This is a genomic window from Salinifilum aidingensis, from assembly GCF_054782015.1.
In genome coordinates, this window is record NZ_BAAGTH010000011.1 from 102,527 (window position 1) to 129,157 (window position 26,631).

A 26,631-nucleotide genomic window follows, 5' to 3' on the forward strand; every position below is an offset into this window, starting at 1 on the left:
CGGCCGTCCCGTGGCGGGTGAGGGTCATCCTCCTGCTCGATGATCGACTGCCCAGGTGGACGGTTCCGCGCACAACGCATCGACCGCGTCGTGCGCGCTCTCGGCTCGCCACTCTTTCCGGCTGCGCCTGGAAGGCGCGTCGGTGCTCATCGACCCGGTCCGGTCGCAGGCGCCCCACACGTGTGTCGGTGCGCCGCTCCGGGTATTCGCGGACGGGCGTCGACGAGTTGGTGGTTGGAGGGAGCATGCCTGACCAGAACTACCCCCCGGCGCAGCAACAGCCACCACCGGGCAGTTCCGGGGAGATGGAGCCGAACCCGCAGGACGAGATGCGCTCTTACGAAGGTCGGGGACTGCTGGCGGGCAACCGCGCACTGATCACCGGCGGCGACTCCGGGATCGGCCGTGCCGTTGCCGTCGCCTTCGCCAAGGAGGGTGCCGACGTGGCCGTGGTCTACTTCGGCACCTCGGAGAAGGAGGACGCCGAGCACACGGCCCGGCTCGTCGAGCAGGAGGGTCGCACGTGCCTGCGACTGCGCGGCGACCTGGCGTCGGAGGAGTTCTGCGAGCAGGTCGTCGAGCAGGTCAGCGGCGAGCTCGGGGGACTGGACGTCCTGGTCAACCACGCCGGGACGCAGGCGACTGCGACCGATCTGCAAGACGTGAGCACCGCGGCGTTCGACCGCACGTTCAAGATCAACGTTTACGGCACCTTCTGGATCACCCGGGCCGCTCTGGCGCACCTGCATACGCCGGCGTCGATCATCAACACCGGCTCGGTGAACGGATTGCGCGGGAACAAGTCCATGATGGACTACGCGGCGAGCAAGGCCGCGGTCCACGCGTTCACGAAGTCGTTGGCGCAGTCGCTGGCGCAAAGCGGTGTTCGGGTGAACTGCGTGGCACCCGGTCCGGTGTGGACTCCGCTGATCCCGTCCACGTTCCCGGAGGAGAAGGTGGAAGGTTTCGGAACGCAGTCCCCCATGGGGCGCATGGCCCACCCGGACGAGATCGCGCCCTCGTACGTGTTCTTCGCCTCGGACCAGCTCTCCAGCTTCTACACCGGCGAGGTCTTCGCACCGGTGGGCGGTGAAACCCATCCGGGGTGAGCGGGCGCGGCCGGCACGTGCGCGCGAGCGCAGGCGACCCGTTCCGCGAATGCGGCGAGCGCGGTGCGGGGCGTCCGCGCACTGCCATGCCGGCCCTGCGGTTGTTCTCCTGGATCGGCTTCAACCACTCGACCAGCTCGGTCTCCCTCGCGCCGGGCGTCCTCGATGCAGGACTCGAACATGCACACGTGCTGCAGCGACAGCTGAAGCACCGTCAGCAGGTCGTAGTTCTCGTCCTTGGCCGGCGACTGCATGTTCGTCATCGTCGATGCGCTCGCCCCGCGGCTGCCCGGCACCGCACGGGGCCGAACCCCTGAACGCCGCCTTCCCCGGTGAGCTTCGCGCCGGTGCTTCGGCCGGGCACCGCGGGCGAGGACGCTGCGTGTGGACGGTTGGACGCCCGATCGCGCAACGCTCCAGTCACGCCGCGTCCAGTCACGCCGCGTCCGGCTGTGCAGCCTCGGGTCAGGAGCGATCACCGAGTGCGGCCGCGAGCTCGGCCTTCGACATCTTCGACCGGCCCTGGACGTCCTGCCGCCGGGCGTCCTCGTAGAGCTGCTGCTTGGTGCGGCCTGCCGGACCTTCGTCGTTGCCCGAGCGCATACCTCCACGCTGCTGCGGCGACATGCCCTGCCTCGCCGTCTCGCTGCGTTGGCGGGCTTCTCCCCGTTGGACCCGGTTCTTGTTCACGGTACGAGCCGCGATCTCCTGGGCGCGGTCCTCGGAGGAGCCGTACTGCTCGGTCCGCTCCTTGATTTCCTCGTACTGGCGTTCCTGCTTGCGCGTCCACGCCTGCTGCGGCATGGCCGATCACCACCCCCTGGGCTGCGGGACTCGGTGCTGCCGTCCTGCACCTACCCCCGAGGAGCCGCCATCACACGTGGTCGGGCCAGGCAGGAGCACACCTGCTACAGCGCGGGCGGGGGTGCCGATCACCACGAAGATGGGCTCGCGAGGAGTTCGGGCACCGCAGTACGGGTACGCCCCCGGGGCACACCCGTGCACAGGAACCCGATCGCAAGAATCTTGACCAACCCGAGCGGACACCCGAACTCGGGGAGGGGTTTCGACCGGACGACGGCCGGCGGCTTCCTCCTCGCCGGGGGGAGCAGGCTCAAGTGGCTGACTCCGCGGAACTGCGGTGCCCTTGATCGTGCCCGCGGCGGAGGAGTCGGTGCGTGCGGCCGCGCCGGGTTCGCGGTCCGCGGGCACCTCTGCTCGGGGGACTCGACGCGCGCAGCAGTGGGAGAGGACATGACCGACCGCAGCGACGGGCAGCCTGAGACTCAGGAAACGCGCAAGGACACAGCAACCACCGACGCTACCGGGCGCCCCGCTGTCGCCCACGCCGAACGCACTGGCGCACAGGGCGAGCGCACCGGGCAAGCGGATCACCCCGCCGACCACGCGGCCAGCGCGACCTCCGCCGAAGACGCGGAGGCCCCGCAGAACGTTGCGGACGCGGAGGGCGAGGAGGACGCGGAGGAGGCAGCGGCGGCGCAGGAAGAACAGGAAGAGGAGGCCGGGGTCGCCGCGCAGGAAGGCGCAGGCCCCCGCGTGTTGGGCATCGTGGCCGATCCCGACATGCCCACCCAGGTCGGCTCCAACCTGGCGGCCGAGCTGACGAACTGGCTGAACGAGCACGCCGGCGGGGAATGGACGATCGAGGTGCTCTCCGACCCCATCACCGCGGGAGAAGGAGATCGGGCAGACCTGTTCGCGGCGTTGCAGGACTACCAGTCGCACCGCGGCTGGGAATACACCATCTGCGTGACGGACCTGCCGTTGCTGCTGCAGCAACGCCCGCTGATCGCCGACGTGGACCCCTCCCGCCAGGTCGGCGTGGTCTCGCTGCCCGCCCTCGGCGGGCTGCAACCGCACCGGCGGATGCGGCACATGCTGCGCCAACTGCTCGAAGAACTGCTCACCGAGGGCCACCACCAGCCGAGCAGCACGAGCCGGCACCGGCTCTACAGCTGGCTGACCAACCTCACCGCCCCCGTGCACCGAACGACCCTCTCCGAAGCCACCGGAGTGCGCTACACCGCCACCCGGTGGGGCGGCTGGTTCCGGTTGCTCTCCGGCATGGTGCGCACCAACCGCCCCTGGCGATTGATCTTCGGAATGTCGAGCGCGCTGGCCGCGGCGATCGCCACCAGCGCCTTCGGGCTCTCCTCGAGCACGATCTGGCAGATCGCCGATGCCCTCAGCCCCGCCAAAGAAGTGCTCGCCGCGGCCGCCTCCGTGGCCCTGCTGGTGGTCTGGCTCATCACCGCCCACAGCCTCTGGGAACGCAGCAAGCACCGCGCGCAGGATTTCCGGCGCCTGGCCCGGCTCTACAACAGCTCCACCGTGCTGACCCTGACCATCGGCGTGACCTGCCTCTACCTCGGACTGCTGATCACCAACACGGCCGTGGCCGCGTTCCTCATCCCACCCTCGGTGTTGACCAGCACGCTGCAAGCCCCGGTGACGCCGGACACGTACTTCAACCTCGCCTGGGGCTTCACCACCATGGGCATCATCGCCGGAGCCCTGGGCTCCAGCCTCGAATCCGACCGCGCCGTCCGCCAAGCCGCCTACGGCTACCGCGAAGAACAACGCCGCAACCACAGCAGCCGATGAGAACTCGATGAGCCCTCCACCACCCGCGAGCGGCCGCGCTCCACCGGGGTGGAGTCGCCCACCCGCACATCATCGGTGAACAGCGAGCTGTCGGTGGCCAGCCGGTGCCGCGCGGAATTGCTCGTCTAGTGCCAGGTGAGTTGAGCCCGCTCCCCCCAGTACTCCGCCGGTTCCGCGGCGAGCCCGGCCAGCTCGAGCTGCTCCGCCTCGGAGAGTGCGACCTCGCAGGCGGCCAGGTTGGACTCCAGCTGGGCCACGCTGACCGGACCGATGAGCACGACGTCGGCCCACGGCTGGTGCAGGGCGTGCGCCAAGGCCACCGCGTCGGTGGTGACCGCGTGCTCGTCGGCGATGCGCCGCACCGCCTCCGGCGGATCCACCGCCAGGCGCCCGTTGGCCAGGGTCTCCTTGAGCACGACCCGCCACCCGCCGGTGTGGACCTCGGCGAGGGTGCTGCCCACCGAGGGCTCCAGCGCGTTCCACGTGGACTGCACAGCGCTGAACAGCTGCCGCCCGCCCACTTCGAGCTCCCAGGCGCGCTCGATGGTCTCGGCCTGCCCCGCACCGCTGGTGGAGAACCCCAGGGGCGTGCCGCCGTCGCGGATGCGGGCGAGCTCGTGCTGCAGCGCCAGGTCCTCGAACAGCGGGCTGCTGACGGTCAGCGAGTGCACCTGGTACAGGTCCACGCGCCGGCCCAGCAGGCGGCGCGTCTCCTCCCACTGGCTGCGCAGCCGATCCACCGAGTGCTCCTTGACCTCGTGCACCTCGGTTTCGATCTGCCACTGGGCGACGTAGGCGTAGCCCCACTTGCTGGAGACGGTGACGTCACCGTGCTCGCGGGCGGTCAGCCAGTGGGCCAGGTACTGCTCGGCGCTGCCGTAGGAGCGCGCCGCGTCGAACCAGCGGACGCCGCGCCCGTAGGCGGCGTCGAGCACGGTGCGGGTGCGTTCCCGCATCGCCTCGTCGGTGCGTTGCGGCGGCAGTTCCGGTTGGCGCCCGACGTTGATGTAGGCGGGCCGTCCGAGGGCGGCGAGCCCCAGCCCGAACCGTCGCGTCGGCGAAGTCATGGCGCCAACGTAACGGGTGCCGCAGCGCGACGACACTCGGCGCGGAGCCCGTGGCTCCGGCGCGGCCCGGTCCGGAGCCGGCTCCTGCCACCGGTCGCGCCGCCGGGCGGCCCCGACGCACGCGTGGTGGGGCGGTGCGGCGACCGCCCCACCACAGCGGCGCGTCGGTTACAGGTACTGGCCGGTGTTCGTGGCCGTGTCGATCGCCCGGCCGGACTCCTGGTTCTTCCCGCTGACGAGCGTGCGGATGTAGACGATCCGCTCGCCCTTCTTACCGGAGATGCGGGCCCAGTCGTCGGGGTTGGTCGTGTTGGGCAGGTCCTCGTTCTCGGCGAACTCGTCGACGATCGCGTCCTGCAGGTGCTGCACCCGCAAACCGGAGTAGCCGTTGTCCAGCACGCCCTTGATCGCCGCCTTCTTCGCCCGGTCCACGATGTTCTCGATCATCGCGCCGGAGTTGAAGTCCTTGAAGTACAGGACCTCCTTGTCCCCGTTGGCGTAGGTGACCTCCAGGAACCGGTTCTCGTCGCTCTCGGCGTACATCCGCTCGACGGTGGTCTGGATCATCGCCTCGATGCACGTGGCCTTGTCCCCGCCGAACTCCTTGAGGTCCTCCTCGTCGATCGGCAGGTCCGGCGTGAGGTACTTCGCGAAGATGTCCTTGGCGGCCTCGGCGTCGGGCCGCTCGATCTTGATCTTCACGTCGAGGCGACCGGGCCGCAGGATCGCGGGATCGATCATGTCCTCGCGGTTCGAGGCACCGATGACGATCACGTTCTCCAGGCCCTCGACACCGTCGATCTCGCTGAGCAGCTGCGGCACGATCGTGGTTTCCACGTCCGAGGACACACCGCTGCCGCGGGTGCGGAAGATCGAGTCCATCTCGTCGAAGAACACGATGACGGGCGTGCCCTCCGAGGACTTCTCCCGCGCCCGCTGGAAGATCGTGCGGATGTGCCGCTCGGTCTCACCGACGAACTTGTTGAGCAGCTCAGGGCCCTTGATGTTGAGGAAGTAGGACTTGGCCTGGCCGTCCTCGTCCCCGCGGGCCGCGGCCACCTTCTTCGCCATGGAGTTGGCGACCGCCTTGGCGATCAGGGTCTTCCCGCAGCCGGGCGGTCCGTACAGCAGGACACCCTTCGGCGGCTGCAGGCGGTACTGCACGTAGAGATCGGAGTGCAGGAACGGCAGTTCCACGGCATCGCGGATCTGCTCGATCTGCCCCCCGAGACCACCGATGCTGTGGTACTCCACGTCCGGGACCTCCTCCAAGGTGAGGTCTTCCACCTCGGATTTCGGCACCACGTCGTAGGCGTACCCGGCCTTGCTGTCGACCAGCATCGAATCGCCGGACTTCAGCTCGGCCTCGGCGAGGGGGCCGCCGAGCCACACGACCCGCTCCTCGTCGGTGTGCCCCAGCACGAGAGCCCGCGGGAAGTCGCCCGCAGCCCCCGGGAGGAGTTCCCGGAAGGTGCAGACCTCGCCCGTCCGCTCGAACGAGCCGGCCTCAACCACCGTCAACGCCTCGTTGAGACGCACCGATTGACCGAGCTGCAGTTGCTCCACGTCCACGTTCGGCGACACCGCCACCCGCATCTTGCGGCCCGAGGTGAACACGTCGACCGTGCCGTCCTCGTAGCCCGCCAGGAAGACGCCGTAGCCGCTCGGCGGCTGCGCGAGGCGGTCCACTTCCTCCCGCAGCGCGGTGAGTTGGCTTCTGGCCTCCTTGAGGGTTTCGGTGAGTTTGGCGTTCCGTTCGGTGAGTTGGCTCACTCTCTCGGATGCCTCGGCCAGCCGCTTTTCCAGCACCCGGACCTGTTGGGGCGATTCGTTGAGCTTGCGCCGCAGCGTCGCCACCTCGTCCTCGAGCAGACGGATCTGGTCCCGAAGCTCGGCGTTGCTGCGGTTCTGCTGCTCACCGCCCTGCTCAGGCAGGTTGCCGGGACGGTCGTGCTGCATGTCGGCACCCTCCTCCCGTGCTCGTACCACCACGGTACCGGCGATCACCGACGACGGCGGCGTCGTGTATGTCCGCCGGATCGCCCAGCGTGCCACAAAAATCAGCCGATACCCATGCAGTACGCCAACTTGGTTCGCCACTGCGGCCCGACCGCTTCACCGGCCGGCCACGGTCTGTCGATGATCATCGTCCGGACACCCCAACGCCCCGATCTCCGCCGTACCGCGCACCGCCCCGCGGAGCGGCCGCGACGACCAGGAGTGGGCACGGCGGGACGGACATTCGGGTGTTCCCTGCGCCATCCGGGTGATGATGCTCCTCTCCTCCGCTGTACGCAGCCCTCACCGCTGTGCGCGGCGCGCGGCGCGCTCGCACCCGACACGCCGCTCCACGTCCGGTACCCGCGCTCCCGGCCGGGCATGCGCCCGCGCCGGACCCGGCGGGGAATCTGGGCGGACCCGGCGGGGAAGCCGGCGCGAAGCGCCCGCTCCCTCCCGCATGGCGGGACGCGGCGCCTCCGGAGGTGCGCTCAGCGGCGGTGCTGCGCTCACGGCGAAGCGCAGACCGGAATCGCCGGGAACCCCGGGCGCCTGGCCCGCGTCCCAGCACCGCAGCGGTGCCCGGTCGGGGGATCCCGCCCGGGAGACCCCGGCCGGGCGGCCGAGCGCAGTTCGGTCGGTCCTGATCGATGCACGGAATGTCCCCGGTAGGGTCGCCGCGCACGATTCACCGGTTCCCGCGCCCGCGGGGGCGGCCGAGGCCGGCCGAGTGCGACGCGAACCGCCACGAGCAGAGACCGCACCAGGGGGAGAGACGTGACCTACCCACCGCAGCAACCGGGTCAGGACAACTGGGGGCAGCAGCCCGGCGGCTGGGGGCAGCCCCAGCCGGGTGGGCAGTACCCGCAGAGCGGCCCGCAGCAGCCGGGCGGCGGCTTCCCGCCCAGTGGACCCCAGCAGGGTTGGCCCCAGCAGGGCTGGCCGCAGCAGGGCGGCTACCCCCAGCAGCCGGGTCAGCCCCAGCAACCGGGCCAGCCGGGCCAGCCGCAGCAGCCCGGCTACGGCGCGCCCGGGCCGTACGCGCAACCGGGCGGCTTCGGCGACCCGTACGGCGGGCCGCCGAAGAAGTCCAAGACGCCGTGGATCCTCGGCGGCATCGGCGGCGGCGTGGTCCTGCTCGCCGTCGTGGCCGTCGTGCTCGTGTTCGCCCTGAGCGGCCCGGGCGACCCGCGTCCCACCGCGGAGGAACTCGTGGCCAAGCTGAACGCCAAGGACTTCCGGGCACTGGCCAGCCTGTCCTGCGCGGAGGACCGGGAACAGGGCAACGTGGAAACCGATCCGGTCGAAGCCCTGAAGCAGGAGGGGATGCCGGAGGAGCAAGCGCGTGAGCTCCTCGACGGCATGGAGATCAACGCCGAACTCGTCTCGGTGGAAGACCACGGCGACGGGACCGCGACGGCCGAGGTCGGCGGCGAGATGACGATGTCCGTGCTCGGCCAGACGCAGTCCCAGCAGATGGACGAGGAGATCAACATGATCGTCGAGGACGGTTCGTGGGTCAGCTGCGACGCGGCGCGGTGATACCGGGAGGACGGCGATGGCGGAGGGGCGGCTGCCCGCGCGGTGCCGCCCCTCCGCGCTTCGGGCGCGTGCGGTGCCGGCCCGGTGCCCACCGGGCCGGAGCCACCCGGGCTCAGCCCTTGCTGGGGCGCCGCTGCGGGCGCGGTGGCGTCACCCCGTCCGCCAGCCGCCGCGTGACCAGCAGGAACGCCGTGTGCGCGATCATGCGGTGCTCGGGGCGCACCGCCATGCCGACCGAGTGCCAGGGACGCAGCAGCGTCTCCCACGCCTGCGGTTCGGTCCAGTTCTGCTGCTCGCGGATCGCCTCGGTGACGCGCGAGAGCTGGGTCGTCGTGGCCACGTAGACCACGAGCACCCCACCGGGAACGAGGTTCTCGTGCACCGTGCCGAGCACCTCCCACGGGGAGAGCATGTCCAGCACGATCCGGTCCACCTGCCCTCCGTCGTAAGCGGCGAGGTCGTCGACCTGCAGCGACCAGTTGTCCGGCCGCTCGCCGAGGAACTGCTCGACGTTGCGGACCGCGTGCTCGGCGTGGTCCTCGCGCGACTCGTAGGAGATCACCCGGCCGTGCTCGCCGACCGCGCGCAGCAGCGCCAGCGTCAGCGCGCCCGAGCCGGCACCGGCCTCGAGCACGCGCGCGCCCGGGCGGATGTCGCCCCAGGTGATGATCTGCGCCGTGTCCTTCGGGTAGATCACCTGCGCGCCGCGCGGCATGGACAGCACGTAGTCCGCCAGCAGCGGCCGCAGCGCGAGGAACGACATCCCGCCGGTGGAGGCGATCACCGACCCCTCCGGCTGCCCGATGATCTTGTCGTGGGCGAGCACGCCACGATGCGTGTGGTACTCCCCTCCGTTCCGCAGGACGATCGTGTAGCGCCGCCCCTTGGGGTCGGTCAACTGCACCCGGTCGCCCGGTTCGAACGCACCGCTGACGGTGTTGGTCACCTTGCTGCTTCCTCACTGCCCGATTGCCGGCCTGCAACGCGACGCACCATCGTCGCAGAGGGGGTGCTCCCCGCCGCGGCCAGATCCCTCGGAGGAGCCGCGGATCGACCGACGAGGGCGGCCACCGGACATCGAACAGCCAGCCATCACGCCCTCGAAGGCGGCACCTTCACACCCCCAGGGCATGTGCACTTTCCTCGAGAAATGTCCACGCCCCAGGTCATCGAGGGCGCACCGGGCGTACTCCGGGGGAGTGGAGGTGGGTCGGCTCACAGGCCCGCGGGGCGCCGGCCGCGCAGCGCGCTGCGCACGTCGACGCGCCGCAGCACCCCGCTCGGGCGGCCACCGGCGTCGACCACGAGGAACTGCCAGGCCTCCACGCTGCGCAGGCGCTCCAGCACGTCCTCGGAGCTGTCGGCGTCGAGCAGCACCGTCTCCGGCAGGACCGGTTCGGCCGCCCGCTCGGCCGGCTCCGCCGGGTTGGCGGCGGCCACCTGCTCGGCCGCCTTCTCGTCGAGCAGGCCGACCGCGATCCCGTCGGCGCGCACCAGCACGACACCGCGACCGGCGGCCGCGGTGAGCGCATCCCCCACGGGGCACTCGGCGGGCAGCTGCAGCACCGGGCGCACCAGCTGCCGGATCGGCAGCTCGCCCGCCCGGTGCCGCTCCTGCTCGGCCGCGCGCTCGGAGGTCGCGCCCGCCACGACGAACCACGCCATGAGCACCGCGATGCCGAGCCGCAGCCACTGGTCCTGCGCGTCGGCGACCAGCCCCTCCATCGCCCAGAGGACCAAGCCCGCGGCCACGGCCCCCGCCCCGATGACGCCGGCGGTGGTCCCGCGTCCGCGGTCACCGGTCAGCCACCAGGTGCCCGCGCGCACCAACCGCCCCCCGTCCAGCGGCAGCCCGGGCAGCAGGTTGAACACGCCCACGGCGAGGTTGGCCACGCACGTCTGCGCCACGAGCAGCCACACCGCCCCGCCGGGCGCGAGCGCGAACCAGCCCGCCCCGGCCACCACCCCCAGCGCGAGCGAGACGAGCGGACCGGCCACGGCGACGACGGCTTCCTGCCCCGCGCGGGGCGCGTTGCGGTTCATCTCCGTGAGCCCGCCGAGCAGGAACAGCCGCACCCGCCGCACCGGCAGGCCGAGCCGCAGCGCGACCAGGCAGTGCCCCAGCTCGTGCAGCAGCACCGACACGCCGAGCAGCACGGTGAAGGCGGCCGCGATCAGCGCGCTCCCCCACGCCCCCGCGTGCGGCAGGATGCGCCCCACCAGCGGTGCGTACAGCAGCACGATCACCGCCGCGCCGATCCACCACGACGCCGACAGCTGCACCGGCACCCCCGCGACGCGGGCGAGGAGCAAACCGCCGGAGCCTGCGGAGCCGGGTGAGTCGCTGCGCGACGTGGTGGCCATGCCCGCAGGGTAGCCGCCCCGGCCGCGAACGGATCGCCGACAGTTCCGGGCGGCGCCCCCGTCGGACCGCTCGACTAGGGTCCCGGGGCATGACCGACCCCTCCGCCGATCCGAGCACCGCGTCGACGCACCCGTCCGCTCCGGACGAGCCGGGGCGGGCGGAGGCCACCGGCACCGCCGCGCGCTCGCGCCGCCCGGCGCTGTCGCCGTCCCGCGCGAGCGACTTCAAGCAGTGCCCCCTGCTGTACCGCTTCCGCGCGATCGACCGGTTGCCGGAGACGCCGACCCGGGCGCAGGCGCGGGGCACCGTGGTGCACTCGGTGCTGGAGCAGCTGTTCGAGCTCTCCCGCGCCGAACGGGAGGCCGTCCGGGCGCGCGAGTTCGTGCGGCCGTCCTGGGAGCAGCTCCAGCAGGAGCAGCCGGAACTGGCGGCGTTGTTCACCGGACCGGACGACCCCGAGCTGGAGCCGTGGCTGAACTCGGTGGAGAAGCTCGTCGACGCCTACTTCGAACTGGAGGACCCGCGCCGCCTCGACCCGGAGGCCTGCGAGATGCGGGTGGAGACCGAGCTGGACTCGGGCCTGCTGCTGCGCGGGTTCATCGACCGCGTCGACGTCGCCCCCACCGGCGAGGTGCGGCTGGTGGACTACAAGACCGGTTCCGCCCCTCCGGAGGTCGGCGAGGCCCGGGCGATGTTCCAGATGAAGTTCTACGCGCTGGTGCTCTGGCGCAAGCGGGGCGTGGTCCCGCGCCAGCTGCTCCTGCTGTACCTGGCGAACAAGCAGGCGCTGACCTACGAGCCGGACGAGGCCGAGCTGCGGCGGTTCGAGCGCACCCTGGAGGCCATGTGGCAGGCGATCCAGCGCGCCGGGCGCAGCGGGGACTTCCGCCCGAGCCCGAGCAAGCTGTGCAACTTCTGCGACCACCAGGCCGTCTGCCCCTCCTTCGGCGGCACGCCCCCGCCTTACCCGGGGTGGCCGGAGGTTCCCGCGGACGACGCGCGCTCCCGCCCCGAATGAGCGCACGCGCGGACCGGTGACCGCCCGCGTGGCCGCACCGGTCCGCCAGGCAAGCGGCGAAGCCGCTTCCTGCCCACGTACGCAGGCCGGTCCGCGGGTTCTCCGAGCGTTCCGGCCGGCCCCGTCAGTCGTCGTAGGGGTCGAAGTTGGCCGCGCTGCCGAACTCCCCCGCCTGCGTGGAGTCGACGACGGCGAACCGGGCACCGGAGGGATCCCGCAGGACCGCCACGCGCCCGATGTTCGAGTCGTAGGGATCGACGCGCACCCGTCCGCCCGCGCTGATGGCCCTGCGGACGAGCTCGTCGACGCCGATCTCCGGGTCGACGCCGAGGTAGAGCAGCCAGTGCGGCACCGTCGCCGGGGTGATGTGCTCGCGGATCATGCTCACCCGGGCGAGCACGGACTCCCCGCCGAGGTACCACACCGAGTAGTCCGAGCGGTGCTCCATGCCGAACTGCTCGGCCTCGTAGCCGAACAGCTCCTGGTAGAAGTGGTCGGCGGTCTGCGCCTTGATCGTGACCAGCTCCGCCCACATCAGCGTGCCCGGCAGCCCCACGTCGAACTGCCACGACTCCTCCGGTTCGAGCAGCCCGACCTCGCCGTCGGCGGGGCCGGTGAGCACGGCGTGGTGGCCGATCCCGGGGAGGTGGCCGCGCGGCACGCGCAGCTGCGCCCCGAGCTCCTCGGCGCGTTCCGCGCCGCCGGCCAGGTCCCGGGTGGCCAGGTACAGCCGCCACGCGGACTCGCCGTCGGCGGACTCCCCGTCGGCGGACTCGCGCAGGCTCGCCACCGGGTAGCCGTCCCGGTGCGCGATGAGGTGCTCCCCGGTCCCCGATTCCGCGGACCGGGCGAACGTCCAGTCGAACATCCCTCCGTAGAACTCGGCGACGCGGTCGACCTCGGCGGTGGCGAGCTCGATCCAGCAGGGCATCCCTGCGTACAGCTCCCACCGCGGCGGAGTCTCGCCGGGAACGATCACCGTCATGAGCACACCCCCACCGAAAGCCCGGCCCTCGACGGCGGAGCCGGCCGGGACGTCTTCCACCGTGGCGCCGCCCCGGGCCGTCCCGCCGGGAGCGGCCCGTGATCGACACCGTGCGCCCCATTATGCGCGCACGTCCGACGACGCGGGTGGGAAAACGATCAACGAGTGGAACACCCCGGCAGATCGCGCCGCCGAGGCGGTCACAGGCGGCAGGCGCGGATGTCCGAGGAGAGGATGGCCTTCGCGCCCAGCGCGGCGAGCCGGTCCATGATCGCCGGGGCCTGCTTGCGCGAGACCATGGCGCGGACCGCCACCCAGTTGTCGTCGGCCAGCGGGGACATCGTGGGCGAGCCCAGCCCCGGCGTGGTCCGCGTCGCCTCGGGCAACAGCTCCCGCGGGCAGTTGTAGTCGATCATGACGTACTGCTGGGCGTACACCACGCCCTGCAACCGCGCGATGAGCTGCTCCTTGGCGCGGTCGTCGCTCTCGGTGTCCTCGTCCTCGGCCGAGACCCGCTCGGCGGCGCGTTCGATCACCACGGCCTCGGACACGCAGATGTCGTCGCCGAAGGCCGCCAGCCCGTGCTGGCGCAGCGTGCGGCCCGAGCCGACGACGTCGGCGATCGCGTCGGCGACGCCGAGCTGGATGGAGATCTCCACCGCGCCGTCGAGCCGGATGACGCGGGCGTCGACGCCCTGCCGCTGCAGGTCGTCGCCCACGAGCCGCGGGTAGGACGTGGCCACGCGACGGCCCTCGAGGTCGGCCACGCTCCACTCGCGCGGACTGGCGGGCGCGGCGTAGCGGAACGTCGACCCGCCGAAGCCCAGCGACAGGCGCTCGTCCACCTCGGCGCCGGAGTCGAGAGCCAGGTCGCGGCCGGTGATCCCCAGGTCCAGCCTGCCGCTGCCCACGTAGATCGCGATGTCCTTCGGACGCAGGAAGAAGAACTCGACGTTGTTGACCGCGTCCAGCACGGTCAGGTCCCGCTGCTCATGGCGCTGCCGGTAGCCGGCTTCCGCGAGCATCTCGGAGGCAGGACCGGCCAGCGTGCCCTTGTTGGGCACCGCCACACGCAGCATGGGACTGGGCACTCCTCGTCTGGTCGGAACGGGTCGGGGACCCGGTCACAGGTACCGGTAGACGTCCTCCGGGGAGAGGCCGCGCTGCACCATGATGACCTGCACCCGGTACAGCAGTTGCGAGATCTCCTCGGCCAGCTCGCCGTCGGACTCGTGCTCGGCGGCCAGCCACACCTCGCCGGCCTCCTCCAACACCTTCTTGCCCTGGGCGTGCACCCCGGCGTCGAGGGCGGCGACCGTCGACGAGCCCTCCGGGCGGGTGCGGGCACGGTCGAGCAGCTCGCTGAACAGGTCGTCGAAGGTCTTCACACCCGAATCCTTGCATCCCTCGTCCGCGGGCGTGACAGCGGACCCGTCCGCGTGCGGGGCCGATCACGCGTGCGCGCCCGTGGGCTCACGCCACCTCGCGGGCGAGCGAGCCGAGCGCGCCGAAGTCCACCCGCTCGAGCGAGTCCCGCAGCACGCGCCGCGGCCCGTCCGGCACGGGCACCTCGCACGGCACGGCGAGCACGAGGCAGCCGGCGGCCTCGGCCGCGGCGACGCCGGTCGGCGAGTCCTCCACCGCCAGGCACCGCTCGGGCGCGAGCCCGAGGAGCTCGCACGCCCGCCGGTACGGCTCGGGGTCGGGCTTGTTGCGACCGCCGACCTCGTCGCCGCACACCGTCGCGTCGAAGTGCTCGCGTCCCACCGTGTCCAGCGCCTGCTCGGTCAGCGAGCGGATCGTGGAGGTCACCAGGGCGGTGCGCAGCCCCTGCGCCCGCGCGGCGCGCAGCGCCTCCTGCGCTCCCGGCCGCCAGGGCAGCCCCGCGGCGAACAGCTCGCGCATCCGGCCCACGACCCACTCGCCCGCGGCGGCGACGTCCTCCTCGACCGCGGGCAGGCCGAGGTCGTCGAGCATGAGCCGCATGCTGCGCGGCATGTTCGAACCGACCATGTCCTCCCGGACAGCGTCGCTGAGCGCGCCGCCGCGGTGAGCGGCGTAGTCCTCCAGCGCCACGCTCCACAGCTTCTCCGAGTCGACCAGCGTGCCGTCCATGTCGAACAGGACGGCGGTGATCCCCGTGGTGGCGGGTGCGGTCGTCATCGCGCGGTGCACTCCCCTCTGGCGGAACGTCCGCGCCCCAGTAGAGCATCACCACCGGCGCCGGCACCCGAGAACGTGGCCAAGCACTCGCGGACGCGTGCGGCGTCGGGGTTTGCCGCTGCGGTCGCGGCTTCAGGCCGCTTCCACTTTCCGAGCGCCCAGCACGAGGAACGCGGTCACCGTCCCGGCGGACACGTGCTCGGCCCGCGCATCCTCGAAGCTCATCCGAACTCGCACATGTCGTGGGAGGACCCCGCCGACGACCTCCGCCGGCGGGGTGAGCAGGCTGCCGGCGGCACCCGCCACGGACGACCGCGGTGCGCTGCCCCGGGCGGCCCGGGGCAGCGCACCGCGCAGGGGTCACCTCCCCTCGTCCTCGGGCAGCGACTCACTCGTCGTGGACTCGGTGCTCGTCCCCTGCTCGTGCTCGCCCCGGCGCCGACCGATCTCGGCGCTGACCCGCAGGCCGGCTCCGGGCGGGGGTTCGGCCTGGATCACGGTCATCCGCTCCTCGGCCAATCCCTTGGCCAGGCCCACGCACATCGCCAGCAGCACGATGCAGAACGGCAGTCCGGCCACCAGCGAGGCGGTCTGCAGCGCGGTGAGCGCGTCCTCGCCGCTCGCAGCACCGGCCAGCAGCAGCGCCACGGCGATGACGCCCTCCAGCACAGCCCAGAACAGGCGCTGCTGCCATCTCGGGTTGGGATCACCGCCGTTGGTGAGGATGTCGACCACGAGCGAGCCGGAGTCCGAGGAGGTCGCGAAGAACAGCACCACGACGATGATGGCCACGACCGAGGCGATCGTGTGCATCACCGCGCCGACGGGCAGCTGGTTGAACAGCACGAACATGGCCGTCTCGCTGCTCGCCTCGGCCAGCGGGTTGGCGGGGTTGGCCAGCAGCAGCCGCAGCGCCGACTCGCCGAAGACCGTCAGCCACACGAACGAGGCACCGACCGGGGCGAGCAGCGCGCCGAGGATGAACTGGCGGACCGTGCGCCCGTAGGAGATGCGGGCGATGAACATGCCGACGAACGGCGACCAGGAGATCCACCACCCCCAGTAGAACAGCGTCCACTCCCCCTGCCAGGACCGGCCGCCCGCGTCGTTGGGGAAGGTCTGGAAGCTCATCCCCGCCAGGTTCTGCAGGTACGTCCCGATGTTCGCCGCGACCGAGTTCAACAGGTTCAGCGAGGGGCCCACGGTGAAGACGAACACCATCAGCAGGAACGCCAGCCACAGGTTGATCAGCGAGAGGTTGCGGATGCCCTTGTCGATGCCGAGCATCAGCGACACGACCGCGATCGCGGTGATCGCCAGCACGAGGATGACCTGCAGCGTCGCCGTGTTCTCCACGCCGAACAACGCGTTGAACCCGGCGCCGATTTGCTGCCCGCCGAGACCCAGCGAGGTGGCGATGCCGAACAGCGTGCCGAACACGGCCAGGATGTCGATGATGTGCCCGATCCAGCCGTAGATCCGTTCACCGATGAGCGGGTAGAACGCCGAGGCCGGCCGCAGCGGCAGGCCGCGGCGGAAGGCGAAGTAGCCCAGCGAGAGCCCGAGGATGATGTAGATCGCCCACGGGTGCAGCCCCCAGTGGTAGAAGGTGTACTGCATCGCGGTCGTCGCGGCCTCGTCGGTACCCCCCTGGCCCGTGGGCGGGCTGAGGAAGTGCGTGACCGGTTCGCTGACGGCGAAGTACACCAGGCCGATGCCCATGCCGGCGGTGAACAGCATCGCGAACCAGGCCTGGTTGCTGTACTCCGGTTTGGAGTCCGACGGTCCGATGCGGATCGTTCCCCAGCGGGTGAACAGCAGGATCACCACGAAGACGACGAACAAGCTGGCGGCGATGATGTAGAGCCAGCCGAAGGTCGACGTGATGAACGAGTTCACCGTAGTCGCGGTGTCATACAGCGTTCCTGGGCCGAGCACTCCCCACAGGACGAACGCGACCGCGACGATCCCCGAAATGAGGAACACCGGAGGATTCGTGTGGGATCGAACGTAGCTGTACACGGTGGTCACCTTCCGCCCATCACGGATGGTTGGCTCACGTCAGCCGGAGCCTCGGTGCTGTGCCGGATCCCGGTGCTGTGGTTTGTTCGTCGCGGACGCGGATCCGGCGGTGCTCTCCTCCTCGGCGATCTCGGCGATGCGCTCGTGCGGTGTTGCGAGAACTGCCGCTTCGCGGCGCGGCCCACCGCCCCGCAGGGTTGAAAACCGACACCGGGAGCATTTGGCGGTATACCTGGGGCGAGTATCAGTCACACCGACCGCGTCTGCAACAGGAACCGCCCCCGGTCGCAGCGCGGGTTCCCGCCGTCCGGAAGAGGTGGTGGCTCCGCGCCCTCCCCGCACCGCGCAGCCTGCCGCGACGCGAGAGGATCTTCCGCGAGGCGGGAGACCCGGATGGCCGTGGCGCGGGTACCGGCGGAACGGTCGCGGGCGCGGCGGCCGCGGCGTTGTGCGGAATGCGGTTGCTTCGACCGCATCCCGCGCAACCGGGTGCCGCGCGTGCGAGCGCTGGACCTCGCGCCCCGGTGGCCCGGACCCGCGCGAGCGCGCGGTCCCGCGCTGCTGCGATCCGCCGCGGCCGCGGGGAGCGCGTTGAACGGGTCGCGGGATACACCCGGAGCGACTCCGGTCCGGCGCCCCGCAGCTCGAACACCGGTCGCACGAGATCCCCGGCCAGGCTCGCCCCGGAGGAGCAGAGCTCCCCAGCGCCGCGGCAGCGGGCCCGGGAAGCCCCGGCGCCGCGACGACGGGGCGGCGGAGGACTGCGGGCGGAGAAGATCCCTCCACCAGGTGCCGTCTCGGCGGGCTCCGCTCGCGCCCGGGTGCGGCGCGTCGAGCCGCAGCGACGGCGGAGCGCGACCACCTCGGCCGCTCCGCCCGAGCAGCACGCGTGCCCCTGAGCCTCCCATTCGGACAGATGACGTCACCGGCGGCGATCACGACCTCCCGGAGGCGGGAGGACTGGCGATGGGGACGTTCAGCCCGACGCGGCTACCGCGGAATCCCCGCAGCGCAATCGCCACGGGTGCCCCGCAGGTACCGGCGACGCCTGCCGCCTCGCTCCCGGAACGTGCGCCGGGACCGCGGCGGCGGACCGCGAGGCGGGCGTCACCACCGGCGCGCCTCCCCCGACCGCCTCCGGTTCGCTAGAGTGCGGCGCATGCCTCGATTCAACGCGGTGTTCTTCGACATCGGCGAGACCATTGTGGACAAATCGCGCGATTATGCTGCCATGGCGGATTTCCTCGGAGTTCCGCAGCACACGTTCTCGGCCGTTTTCGGCGGACTGCTGGCGCGCGGAGCCGACTTCCGCGAGGTGGTGCCGCTGCTGCGCCCGGACCTGACCTGGTCCGCCGCGCGCGCGGCGGGAGCCGGGCGCGCCGATGTCGTCGAGGACGACCTGTACGCGGACGTTCGGCCCGCTCTCGGTGAACTGCGGGCTTCGGGGCTGTTCGTCGGCGTGTGCGGCAACCAGGACCCGGGGTTGGCCGAGAACCTGCGGGCACTGGAGCTGCCCGCCGACCTGGTGGCCACCTCGGCCGAGTGGGGAGCGGCCAAGCCCGCCCCGGAGTTCTTCGCGCGGATCGGACAGGAGTGCGACCTGCCGGCCGAGCGGATCGTCTACGTCGGCGACCAGTGGGACAACGACGTGCGCCCCGCCGTGGACGCCGGCATGGCGGCGGTGCGGCTGCGCCGGGGACCGTGGGGCGCCCTGAACGCCGAGGACCCGTCCGCCGCGGAGTGCCTGGCCGTGATCGACGGGCTCGACGAGCTCCCCGGGCTGCTCGCGGGCGAGGAGTAGCGGCGGAACCGCGCGCTCGGAGGCGCGCCGCCGGGCCGGCGGCGCGCCTGCCCGCTACCTCAGTACATCATCCGCGGGTCGTAGTAGTGCTTGAACTCGAGCAGGTTGTTGGAGGGGTCCTTGAGCACCACGGTCAGGTGCTCCTCCACGGAGCCCTCGAAGCGGCTGCTCGGCTTCACGAAGAACTCCAGGCCGCGCGTCTCCGCCAGGTTCACCAGCCGGTCGAAGTCCTCGCGGTTGCGGAAGGTGACGCCGAAGTGCCGCGGGTACAGCTGCGGCGGGTCGGTGTCGATGTTGTCCGAGAGGTGGCACACGACCTGGTCGCCGAAGAAGTCCAGCGTGATCCGGTCGTCGTAGCGGCGGGCGAGCTTGCAGCCCAGGCCGGTCACGTAGAACTCCTGCGCCGCGTCCAGGTCGTGGGTCGGGATCGCGAGGTGGAACGCGTCGTGCATGTCGCGCATGGTGTGCAGACTCTCCTTAGAAAACGTCGAACGTGTCGGCGCGCAGCCCCAGGCGCAGGGTTTCCACACCGATCACGTCGTCCGGACGGATGTTGCCGAGATTCGTCTGCGGCCCCAGCTGCCCCAGCAGATGCGTCTGCAGCTGCTTCGTGGGGGCCTCGAAGACGAGGGTGTTCAGGTCGACGTCCGCGTCGGCGATCTCGTCGATCAGTTCGCAGCGGAGGTCACCACCGGCGCTGCAGATGCCGCTCGATCCGCTCTCCCGCGCCTCGGTGATGACGTGGCTGGCCCCGGCGTCCAGGTCGCGGCGGATGCTGTCGATCCATTCCTGCGGGGAGAGCTCCTGCGAACGGGCCGGATCCTTGAAACCGACCTCGGAAAGAACGCGGAAATCCTCGGCGAAACGGCTGACGTACCGCGCTTTCTCCGCGTTGGTGAGATCCACGCTTCCGTTCGAGATCTCCACCGTGCTCGCACCGCTGTCGAAGCACAGCTTGTACCATTCGTCGAGGCGGTCCCGCTGCAGGAACTTCTCGAACAGCGTGCCGCCGAAGTAGAAGTCGACGCCGTTGTCCACCGCGGCCGCGGCCTTCTCCCCGATATCGGGGGTGACCAGGCACGTCCCCCAACCGAACTTGACGAGGTCGATCAAGTCGCCGAAGCTGGCCATGATGTCACGGAAGTGGCTCGTTGCCAACCCGCTGTCGATGACCATCGTCAAGCCGCGAGAACGCGGCTTGACGTCCCGCGCCGGCAACGGGATGGAATGTTGGTGCGGCGCAGAAACAGCTTGCAACATGGCCTCCTAGGTGCACTGGAGCGAGGCGTTCCGGAAAGCGGATAATTGTGGGCGCGCGCGCAGGTGTTCGCCGATCCGTGATTGCACGATACGAAACCTACCAGGCCGGGGGCCGCATTCCCAACGGGTGGGGTGCGAACAGAATTGACGCATTGCACCCCATCGGGTAAAACGAAGCCCAACGGGACAAAACGGACGCGCCGGATTCACGCGGGGACCGGCGGTGTTTCCCGATAATTCCCCGGCCAGAAACGCGCCGGCACCCCGCCGCGCCGCTTTCTCCGCCCAGCCGCACTCTGCGCATTCTTCCGCGCGCGCACCGTGCTCGCCCGATCCGCATTCCGCACCGGAATCGCGGCACGCCGCCGCGGCGCGTCCGCTCCCCCGCCCGCACGCCGCCGGAGCGCCGCTCCCCGCCGCGTCCGCCCGGCAGCACCGGAATCGCCGGCGCAGGGCACTTCGGTGCGGGGCCTCGCCGGTGCACGCCCCACCGGCACAGACCAGCCGGCGCCAGGGCTCGGCGGGGCTGGCCCCTCCAGCTCCGGCCCCGCCGGACGGCGAGTCCCACCTGCGCGCACGCGCGCGCACGAAACCGTTCGCCCAGAGCGGACACCCCGCCGGCTCCGCCGCCCCCGACCTCCGTCCCGGAGCCCGGGCCCCGCAACCCGTCGGCCCGCGCTACGACACGCCGGAGGAGAGCAGCGCACGCGCCCCATCCGGCAGCGTTCGCGCTGTGCACACCGCTCGCCCCGAGGAATTAGGCATCCCCCGGGGGTGACGTCGTAGGCTGGCGCCGTGACCGATCGCGACCCACCCTCCACAGACCAACAGCGCGCCGAGCTCCCCGAGCTCACCGATCCCATCGTCGTCTGCGCCTTCGAAGGCTGGAACGACGCGGGCGACGCGGCCAGCTCCGCGATCGAGCACCTGCAGCTCATCTGGGACGCGACATCGCTGAGCGAGATCGACCCGGATCCCTACTACGACTTCCAGGTCAGCCGCCCCACGGTGAAGCTCGTCGACGGCGTCACCAGGGAGATCACCTGGCCCACGACGCGGCTGACCGTGTGCCGCCCGCCGAGCGGCGAGCGCGACGTGGTGCTGGTGCACGGGATCGAACCGAACATGCGCTGGCGCGCCTTCAGCACGGAGCTCGTGGACCTCATGGAGCGAGTAGGCGCTCGAACCGTGGTCACCCTCGGCGCACTGCTGGCCGACGCCCCGCACACCCGGCCGGTTCCGGTGACGGGTGCGGCTTACGACGCCGAGTCCGCCAGCCGCTTCGGCCTGGAGCGGTCCCGGTACGAGGGGCCCACGGGCATCCTGGGCATCTTCCAGGACGCCTGCGTGCAGGTCGGCATCCCCGCCGTGTCCTTCTGGGCGGCCGTGCCGCACTACGTGTCGCAGCCGCCCTCGCCGAAGGCCACGCTGGCGCTGCTGCACCGCGTCGAGGAGGCGCTCGACGTGGAGGTGCCGCTCGGCAACCTGCCCGACCAGGCCGAGGAGTGGGAGCAGACCGTCAGCGAGATGGCCGAGGAGGACGAGGACGTCCGCAACTACGTCCGCGCCCTGGAGGAGCGCGGTGACGCCGAGGTGAAGCTCACCGAGACCAGCGGCGACGCGATCGCCGCCGAGTTCGAGCGGTACCTGCGGCGCCGCGGTCCCGGCGGCCCCGGCAAGGGCCCCACCGGTCCCGGACCGGGCTGAAGCCCGCCGGCGGACTCCCGCGAGGCCTCCCCGCGCACGACAGCGCCCGCGAGCTGGTCGCTCGCGGGCGCTGCTTCGCTTCCACCGGCGACGACGGGTTGCTACGCCGAAACCCGCACCGGGTCCGCGCGAGGTTCCAGGCGCGCGAGCATCACGAGCGCGCCGAGCCCCGCGGTCAGCACGCCGACGACGAACGCGGGCGAGGCCATGGCGAGGTCGAGCACGACGCCGGCCAAGGCCGACCCGGCGGCGTTGCCCACGCCGAACGAGGTGATCATCCAGGCGTGCGCCTCGGTGATCGTGCCCTCCGGCGCCATCGCCGCCACCAGCGCGAACGCCGAGGCCAGCACCATGGGCAACGCGCACCCGCTGAGCAGCACCAGCGGGACGATCACCGGCAGCGGCGGTGCGAGCACCAGCGGGAGGTAGCCCGCGGCGAGCAGCGCCAGCAGCAGCAGGACGCGCCGGTCCTCCCGCCGCGCCGCGGGAACGGCCGTGTAGACCAGCCCGCCGAGCAGGGCGCCGCCGGCGTTGAGCGCGATCAACCACGCCGCGGCGTCGCGTTGCCCGGCGGCTTCCGCGTAGCCGGTGATACCCACCGTGAACGAGCCGATCGTCGCCCCGACACCCACCAGCGCGACGAACAGCCGCACCATGCCCGCGTGCCGCAGCGGCCCGGCCCAATGCCGCTCGCGCTCCTCCGCCCGCCACCGCCGCGCGGGCCGCGCCGTGGCGAACCACACCGTGCCGGCCAAGCCGACCGCTCCGGCCATCACCAGCCCGCCCGACGGGCCCGCGACGGCGACGGAAGCCAGGACCACCAGCGGCCCGCAGACGAAGATGAGCTCCTGCGTCCCCGCGTCCAGCGAGAACGCCGCGCGGACCACACGCTGCCCGCTCAGCACGTGCTCCCACAGCACGCGCAGGCACGGCTCCAGCTGGGGCGTGGCGCCACCGGCGAGCACGGCGGCCCCCGCCCCCACCGCGGGACGGGCCGCGGGATCCGCGACGGCGAGGACGACGAAAGCCGCCGCGGAGGCCACCGCGCAGCCCAGCAGCATCGGCGGCTGGCGCGTCCGGTCGATCAACCTGCCCAGCACCGGCCCGCACACGGCGGCGCTGCCGGCGTACAGCGCGGTGAGCCCACCGGCCAGCCCGTAGCCCCCGCCGCTGTCGCGGACCGCCAGCAGGATCGCCAGCGGCGCCATCCCGGTGGGCAACCGCCCCAGCAGCGAAGCCGACAGCAGTCTGGGCACGTACCGGGCGCGCAGCACCTCGAACACCGCAGGCGGCCTCCGACGCGTCGTGCTCACTTCTCACCTCGGGGTTCGGGGTCACCGTCGTCGTCCCCGCGCCGCGGAGACGACGATCAGTTCACCAACCACCCCCGACACCGATCAAAGCCGCACGCCCAGCAGTGCGTCGACGGCCGTGCGCAGCAGCGCGGGAGCTGCGGTGTCCTCACTCCGGCCGGTCAGGGCCTCATCGGCCCACTCGTCGACCGCGGCCAGGGCCCCCCGGGTGTCCAGGTCGTCCGAGAGGCGCTCGCGCAGCCGGTCCAGCACGGGCTCGGCTGGTGGGCCGCTCTCGGCGGACACGGCCTGCCGCCAGCGCGCCAACCGGGCGGTCCCAGCGGTGAGCACATCGGCCGTCCACGACCGGTCCGCGCGGTAGTGCCCGTCGAGCAGGCTCGTCCGGATCGCCATCGGGTCCACCCGGTCCCCGCGCAGGCGGGAGACGAAGACCAGGTTGCCCTGCGACTTCGACATCTTCGACCCGTCGAGGCCCAGCATCCCCGCGTGGCTGTAGTGCTTGGCGAACGGGAACTCCCCGCAGATCGCCTCGGCGTGGGCCGCGCTGAACTCGTGGTGCGGGAAGATCAGGTCCGAGCCGCCGCCCTGCACGTCGAACCCGAGACCGAGCCGGTTCAGCGCGATCACCGAGCACTCCAGGTGCCAGCCGGGGCGGCCGGGGCCGAGCTCCGAGTCCCACGAGGGCTCGCCCTCGCGCGCGGCGCGCCACAGCAGGGCGTCCAGCGGGTGCTCCTTGCCGGGGCGCTCGGGATCGCCGCCGCGTTCGGCGAAGAACGTGCTCATGGTCTCGTGGTCGTAGCCGGACTCGTAGCCGAACCGGCCGGTGGCCTGGTGGCGGAAGTAGATGTCCGGGTGCTCGGGATCGTCCACCCGGTAGGCCGCGCCCGAAGCGAGCAGCTTGCCCACCGCCTCGGTGATCTCCTGCATGGCTTCCACCGCACCGACGAAGTCGGTCGGGGGCAGCACGCGCAGCGCCGCCATGTCCTCGCGGAACAGGGCGGTCTCGCGCATCCCGAGCACGACCCAGTCCTCGTTGTCGTGCGCGGCCCGCTCCAGCAGCGGGTCGTCGATGTCGGTGACGTTCTGCACATAATGCACGCGGTGACCGTTGTCCAGCCAGATCCGGTGCACGAGGTCGAACGCCAGGTAGGTGGCGGCGTGCCCGAGGTGGGTCGCGTCGTAGGGCGTGATGCCGCAGACGTACATCCGCGCCACGTGACCGGGATCCGTGCGGTGCACGGCTCCGGAGGACGTGTCGTACAACTGCAGCGGACGAGGCGTGCCCGGCACCTGGGGCACGGGAACCGACGACCAGGGTTGCATGCCTTCGACCCTAGCCGCCGCGCCGACGAACGCGCCGCTGCCGTCCGCATCGCACGCGGTGCGGCCCCTGCCACGCGGCGTGCGGTGGGATGTCCCCGAGGAACGCCCCACCCCGGCCGCGGTGGCGTCCGGTGCGCGACGGTGGCAGCGCTTTCGGCCGGGCCCCGACGAGCGGTAGAAAGACCGTCGGTCCCGTCCCGCGACAACGAGGTGAACTGCATGGACATCGAGGTCTCCCCCGGCGAGGTCGGTTTCGACGCGGCGCGGCTGCGCCGGTTCGACGAGCACTTCGCCGGATACGTCGACGACGGGCGCCTGCCCGGTTGGCTCGCGCTCGTCACGCGCGGCGGCAAGGTCGCGCACCTGTCCGCACGCGGCTGGCAGGACGTCGACGCGGGGACCCCGGTGCGCACCGACACGCTGTTCCGCATCTACTCGATGACCAAACCGGTCACCTCGGTGGCGGCGATGATGCTGCACGAACAGGGCGTGTTCGAGCTGACCGACCCGGTCAGCCGGTTCCTTCCCGCCTTCGCCGAACCGCGGGTGTACCTCGGCGGCACGCCCGACGCGCCGCGGACCCGGCCGGCCACCGAGCCGATCCGCATCTGGCACCTGCTCACCCACACCGCCGGGCTGACCTACGGCTTCCACCACCGCCACCCGGTGGACGCGATGTACCGCGCGGCCGGGTTCGACGACCGGATGGCCAAGGGGCTGGACCTGGCCGAGTGCTGCGACGTGTGGGCCGGCCTGCCGCTGCTGTTCGACCCGGGTTCCGGGTGGAACTACTCGCTGGCCACGGACGTGCTGGGACGAGTGGTCGAGGTCGCCTCCGGGCAGTCGTTGGACGCGTTCTTCCGGGAACGCATCTTCGAACCGCTGGGCATGCACGACACCGGGTTCAGCGCCGCCCCGGCCGACGGCGAGCGCCTGGCCACGCTCCACGTCGCCGACGAGGCCAAGCGCGCCGCCCCGCACCCGCGGGCGCAGCGCGCGCACGAGCTCGCGCTGGAGCAGCCCAAGATGCTCTCCGGCGGCGGTGGTCTGATCTCCTCGGCGCACGACTACCACCGGTTCACGCAGATGCTGCTGCGCGGCGGCGAGCTGGACGGGGTGCGGCTGCTCGGCAGCCGGACCGTGCGGTACATGACGCGCAACCACCTCCCCGGCGGGGCCACTCTCGACTCGATGACGCTGGGGGACCTCCCCAGCGCGAGCGACGGGGGCACCGGGTTCGGCCTCGGGTTCTCGGTGGTCGAGGACCCGGTGGCGGGCAAGGTGCCCCGCTCGGCCGGTGAGTACGCCTGGGGCGGCGCGGCCAGCACGGTCTTCTGGGTCGACCCGGCGGAGGAGATCACCGTGGTGTTCCTGACCCAGCTGCTGCCGTCCGGCACGCACCCGCTGCAGTCGCAGCTGCGCCAGCTCGTCCACCAGGCGCTCGTGGACTGAGGGAGGCGGCCGCCGAGCGGGGCGGCTACCGGTCACCGCCCCGCGGGCGGTTCCCGCGGGGCCGCCAGCGGCCGAACCCGCCCTCGGTGTTGATCACCTGCCCGGTGATCCAGCGTGCCTCGTCGGTGATGAGCCAGGCGATGAGCCGCGCCGGGTCGTCCGGCTCGCCGCAACGGCCGAACGGGAACATCGGTGCGACCTCCTGCCACGTGGTCGCGTCGAGGTAGCCGGTATCAACCGGCCCGGGATTGACCGCGTTGACCGTGATGCCCGCGTCGGCCAGCTGGTCCGCCAGCGTCAGGGTGATCTCCGCCAACGCGCCCTTCGACGCGGCGTAGGCCACCTCACCGGGCATCGGCCCCTGCTGCTGGCCGGAGGTCAGCAGCACCACCCGTCCGCCGGGGCTCCCGTCGTGCTGGGCGGCGAACTCCTGGGCGAGCAGGATCGACGAGCGGGCGTTCACGGCCCAGTGCCCGTCGAGCACGGCCGCGTCGAGCTCGCCCAGGGCTCCGTCCGATCCGCTGCGCGCGTGGTTGCAGACGAGGACGTCGGCATGGCCGTGCGCGCGCAAGGCGGCCTCGAACACCTGCCGCGGCGCGTCCGGCTCGGCCAGGTCGGCGGCCGTCGCCGCGAGGTGGGCCTCGTCGCGCAGGCACGCGCGCACCCCGGCGTGCACGTCCTCGAGGTCGTCGGCACCCCACGGCTGGGCGGAGTCGTGCGGCTGGTGGTGCTGCAGCAGCAGCGACGCGCCCAGAGCGGCGAGCCGCCGGGCGATCGCATAGCCGATTCCCGCGCGGCGGCTCACCCCGGTGACCACGGCGACCCGGCCGCGCAGCGGCAGCGGATCGCGCTCGAGCTCGGGGATCACGCCCGCCAGTCTC

Annotated in this window: 22 protein-coding genes; 7 read left to right on the top strand and 15 right to left on the bottom strand. The window is 71.8% G+C overall.

Features of this window, described 5'->3' with window-relative positions:
* The first annotated feature begins 245 nt into the window (after window positions 1-245).
* A complete protein-coding gene (locus ACYVJE_RS15760) occupies window positions 246-1,109 on the top strand; it encodes an SDR family oxidoreductase (RefSeq protein ID WP_459156419.1) in 864 nt (287 codons plus the stop codon).
* A gap of 465 nt (window positions 1,110-1,574) precedes the next feature.
* On the opposite strand, the gene ACYVJE_RS15765 is transcribed toward ACYVJE_RS15760, so the two are convergent.
* Window positions 1,575-1,913, bottom strand: a complete 339-nt coding sequence (locus tag ACYVJE_RS15765; protein ID WP_461145060.1) for a plasmid stabilization protein — start codon at window positions 1,911-1,913, stop codon at window positions 1,575-1,577.
* Between the two features lie 450 nt (window positions 1,914-2,363).
* On the opposite strand from ACYVJE_RS15765, the gene ACYVJE_RS15770 reads away from it, so the two are divergent.
* Entirely contained in the window at window positions 2,364-3,734 is a 1,371-nt protein-coding gene (locus tag ACYVJE_RS15770; RefSeq protein ID WP_461145061.1) for a hypothetical protein, read from the top strand.
* 125 nt (window positions 3,735-3,859) lie between these two features.
* Here the strand turns inward: ACYVJE_RS15770 and ACYVJE_RS15775 are convergent, their stop codons facing one another.
* A complete protein-coding gene (locus tag ACYVJE_RS15775) occupies window positions 3,860-4,801 on the bottom strand; it encodes an aldo/keto reductase (RefSeq protein WP_461145062.1) in 942 nt (313 codons plus the stop codon).
* 168 nt (window positions 4,802-4,969) lie between these two features.
* A complete protein-coding gene (arc, locus tag ACYVJE_RS15780; protein WP_459156424.1) occupies window positions 4,970-6,760 on the bottom strand; it encodes a proteasome ATPase in 1,791 nt (596 codons plus the stop codon).
* An 816-nt stretch (window positions 6,761-7,576) separates the two neighbouring features.
* On the opposite strand from arc, the gene ACYVJE_RS15785 reads away from it, so the two are divergent.
* Entirely contained in the window at window positions 7,577-8,341 is a 765-nt protein-coding gene (locus ACYVJE_RS15785) for an Rv0361 family membrane protein (protein WP_461145063.1), read from the top strand.
* Between the two features lie 112 nt (window positions 8,342-8,453).
* Here the strand turns inward: ACYVJE_RS15785 and ACYVJE_RS15790 are convergent, their stop codons facing one another.
* Window positions 8,454-9,287 (bottom strand): tRNA (adenine-N1)-methyltransferase, encoded by an 834-nt coding sequence (locus ACYVJE_RS15790; protein WP_461145064.1) that lies wholly within the window; start codon window positions 9,285-9,287, stop codon window positions 8,454-8,456.
* A 269-nt stretch (window positions 9,288-9,556) separates the two neighbouring features.
* Window positions 9,557-10,705 (bottom strand): site-2 protease family protein, encoded by a 1,149-nt coding sequence (locus ACYVJE_RS15795; protein ID WP_461145065.1) that lies wholly within the window; start codon window positions 10,703-10,705, stop codon window positions 9,557-9,559.
* 89 nt (window positions 10,706-10,794) lie between these two features.
* Between ACYVJE_RS15795 and ACYVJE_RS15800 the strand changes: the two genes are divergently transcribed.
* Complete coding sequence (locus ACYVJE_RS15800) at window positions 10,795-11,724, top strand: RecB family exonuclease (RefSeq protein WP_461145066.1); 930 nt, start codon at window positions 10,795-10,797, stop codon at window positions 11,722-11,724.
* Window positions 11,725-11,848: 124 nt separating this feature from the next.
* Here the strand turns inward: ACYVJE_RS15800 and ACYVJE_RS15805 are convergent, their stop codons facing one another.
* The 5 genes from ACYVJE_RS15805 to ACYVJE_RS15825 form a co-directional block, all read right to left on the bottom strand.
* A complete protein-coding gene (locus tag ACYVJE_RS15805; RefSeq protein WP_461145067.1) occupies window positions 11,849-12,709 on the bottom strand; it encodes a VOC family protein in 861 nt (286 codons plus the stop codon).
* A 200-nt stretch (window positions 12,710-12,909) separates the two neighbouring features.
* Window positions 12,910-13,788 (bottom strand): ATP phosphoribosyltransferase, encoded by an 879-nt coding sequence (gene hisG, locus ACYVJE_RS15810; RefSeq protein ID WP_461145068.1) that lies wholly within the window; start codon window positions 13,786-13,788, stop codon window positions 12,910-12,912.
* A 45-nt stretch (window positions 13,789-13,833) separates the two neighbouring features.
* Window positions 13,834-14,097: a phosphoribosyl-ATP diphosphatase gene (locus ACYVJE_RS15815; RefSeq protein ID WP_459156431.1), complete on the bottom strand. Its 264-nt coding sequence runs from the start codon at window positions 14,095-14,097 to the stop codon at window positions 13,834-13,836.
* An 85-nt stretch (window positions 14,098-14,182) separates the two neighbouring features.
* Entirely contained in the window at window positions 14,183-14,872 is a 690-nt protein-coding gene (locus tag ACYVJE_RS15820) for an HAD family hydrolase (RefSeq protein WP_461145069.1), read from the bottom strand.
* A gap of 360 nt (window positions 14,873-15,232) precedes the next feature.
* Complete coding sequence (locus ACYVJE_RS15825; RefSeq protein WP_461145070.1) at window positions 15,233-16,858, bottom strand: BCCT family transporter; 1,626 nt, start codon at window positions 16,856-16,858, stop codon at window positions 15,233-15,235.
* Between the two features lie 1,195 nt (window positions 16,859-18,053).
* Here ACYVJE_RS15825 and ACYVJE_RS15830 point away from each other — a divergent pair.
* Window positions 18,054-18,695, top strand: a complete 642-nt coding sequence (locus tag ACYVJE_RS15830) for an HAD family hydrolase (RefSeq protein WP_461145071.1) — start codon at window positions 18,054-18,056, stop codon at window positions 18,693-18,695.
* Window positions 18,696-18,754: 59 nt separating this feature from the next.
* Here ACYVJE_RS15830 and ACYVJE_RS15835 read toward each other — a convergent pair whose 3' ends face one another.
* Together ACYVJE_RS15835 and ACYVJE_RS15840 are read right to left on the bottom strand one after the other, a co-directional pair.
* Window positions 18,755-19,156 (bottom strand): VOC family protein, encoded by a 402-nt coding sequence (locus ACYVJE_RS15835; protein ID WP_459156435.1) that lies wholly within the window; start codon window positions 19,154-19,156, stop codon window positions 18,755-18,757.
* 16 nt (window positions 19,157-19,172) lie between these two features.
* Entirely contained in the window at window positions 19,173-19,955 is a 783-nt protein-coding gene (locus ACYVJE_RS15840) for a phosphosulfolactate synthase (protein WP_461145072.1), read from the bottom strand.
* Between the two features lie 795 nt (window positions 19,956-20,750).
* On the opposite strand from ACYVJE_RS15840, the gene ACYVJE_RS15845 reads away from it, so the two are divergent.
* Window positions 20,751-21,662: a PAC2 family protein gene (locus ACYVJE_RS15845; protein WP_461145073.1), complete on the top strand. Its 912-nt coding sequence runs from the start codon at window positions 20,751-20,753 to the stop codon at window positions 21,660-21,662.
* Between the two features lie 101 nt (window positions 21,663-21,763).
* On the opposite strand, the gene ACYVJE_RS15850 is transcribed toward ACYVJE_RS15845, so the two are convergent.
* Both ACYVJE_RS15850 and mshC read right to left on the bottom strand, forming a co-directional pair.
* Window positions 21,764-22,975 carry an MFS transporter gene (locus tag ACYVJE_RS15850; RefSeq protein ID WP_461145074.1) on the bottom strand — a complete coding sequence of 404 codons (1,212 nt, stop codon included), beginning with the start codon at window positions 22,973-22,975 and terminating at the stop codon, window positions 21,764-21,766.
* An 84-nt stretch (window positions 22,976-23,059) separates the two neighbouring features.
* Window positions 23,060-24,298 carry a cysteine--1-D-myo-inosityl 2-amino-2-deoxy-alpha-D-glucopyranoside ligase gene (gene mshC / locus ACYVJE_RS15855; RefSeq protein ID WP_461145075.1) on the bottom strand — a complete coding sequence of 413 codons (1,239 nt, stop codon included), beginning with the start codon at window positions 24,296-24,298 and terminating at the stop codon, window positions 23,060-23,062.
* Window positions 24,299-24,517: 219 nt separating this feature from the next.
* Here mshC and ACYVJE_RS15860 point away from each other — a divergent pair, with 219 nt between their 5' ends.
* A complete protein-coding gene (locus ACYVJE_RS15860; protein ID WP_461145076.1) occupies window positions 24,518-25,750 on the top strand; it encodes a serine hydrolase domain-containing protein in 1,233 nt (410 codons plus the stop codon).
* A gap of 25 nt (window positions 25,751-25,775) precedes the next feature.
* Here the strand turns inward: ACYVJE_RS15860 and ACYVJE_RS15865 are convergent, their stop codons facing one another.
* Window positions 25,776-26,615, bottom strand: a complete 840-nt coding sequence (locus tag ACYVJE_RS15865; protein ID WP_461145129.1) for an SDR family oxidoreductase — start codon at window positions 26,613-26,615, stop codon at window positions 25,776-25,778.
* Between the last annotated feature and the right edge of the window lie 16 nt (window positions 26,616-26,631).

Bases quoted from the DNA above. Each gene is read 5' to 3' on its own strand.
- ACYVJE_RS15840 (WP_461145072.1), bottom strand. From the start codon at position 19,955: ATGTTGCAAGCTGTTTCTGCGCCGCACCAACATTCCATCCCGTTGCCG.
- ACYVJE_RS15830 (WP_461145071.1), top strand. From the start codon at position 18,054: ATGCCTCGATTCAACGCGGTGTTCTTCGACATCGGCGAGACCATTGTG.
- ACYVJE_RS15805 (WP_461145067.1), bottom strand. From the start codon at position 12,709: ATGACGGTGATCGTTCCCGGCGAGACTCCGCCGCGGTGGGAGCTGTAC.
- ACYVJE_RS15800 (WP_461145066.1), top strand. From the start codon at position 10,795: ATGACCGACCCCTCCGCCGATCCGAGCACCGCGTCGACGCACCCGTCC.
- hisG (WP_461145068.1), bottom strand. From the start codon at position 13,788: ATGCTGCGTGTGGCGGTGCCCAACAAGGGCACGCTGGCCGGTCCTGCC.
- ACYVJE_RS15760 (WP_459156419.1), top strand. From the start codon at position 246: ATGCCTGACCAGAACTACCCCCCGGCGCAGCAACAGCCACCACCGGGC.
- ACYVJE_RS15770 (WP_461145061.1), top strand. From the start codon at position 2,364: ATGACCGACCGCAGCGACGGGCAGCCTGAGACTCAGGAAACGCGCAAG.
- ACYVJE_RS15795 (WP_461145065.1), bottom strand. From the start codon at position 10,705: ATGGCCACCACGTCGCGCAGCGACTCACCCGGCTCCGCAGGCTCCGGC.
- arc (WP_459156424.1), bottom strand. From the start codon at position 6,760: ATGCAGCACGACCGTCCCGGCAACCTGCCTGAGCAGGGCGGTGAGCAG.
- ACYVJE_RS15775 (WP_461145062.1), bottom strand. From the start codon at position 4,801: ATGACTTCGCCGACGCGACGGTTCGGGCTGGGGCTCGCCGCCCTCGGA.
- ACYVJE_RS15835 (WP_459156435.1), bottom strand. From the start codon at position 19,156: ATGCGCGACATGCACGACGCGTTCCACCTCGCGATCCCGACCCACGAC.
- ACYVJE_RS15820 (WP_461145069.1), bottom strand. From the start codon at position 14,872: ATGACGACCGCACCCGCCACCACGGGGATCACCGCCGTCCTGTTCGAC.
- ACYVJE_RS15860 (WP_461145076.1), top strand. From the start codon at position 24,518: ATGGACATCGAGGTCTCCCCCGGCGAGGTCGGTTTCGACGCGGCGCGG.
- mshC (WP_461145075.1), bottom strand. From the start codon at position 24,298: ATGCAACCCTGGTCGTCGGTTCCCGTGCCCCAGGTGCCGGGCACGCCT.
- ACYVJE_RS15765 (WP_461145060.1), bottom strand. From the start codon at position 1,913: ATGCCGCAGCAGGCGTGGACGCGCAAGCAGGAACGCCAGTACGAGGAA.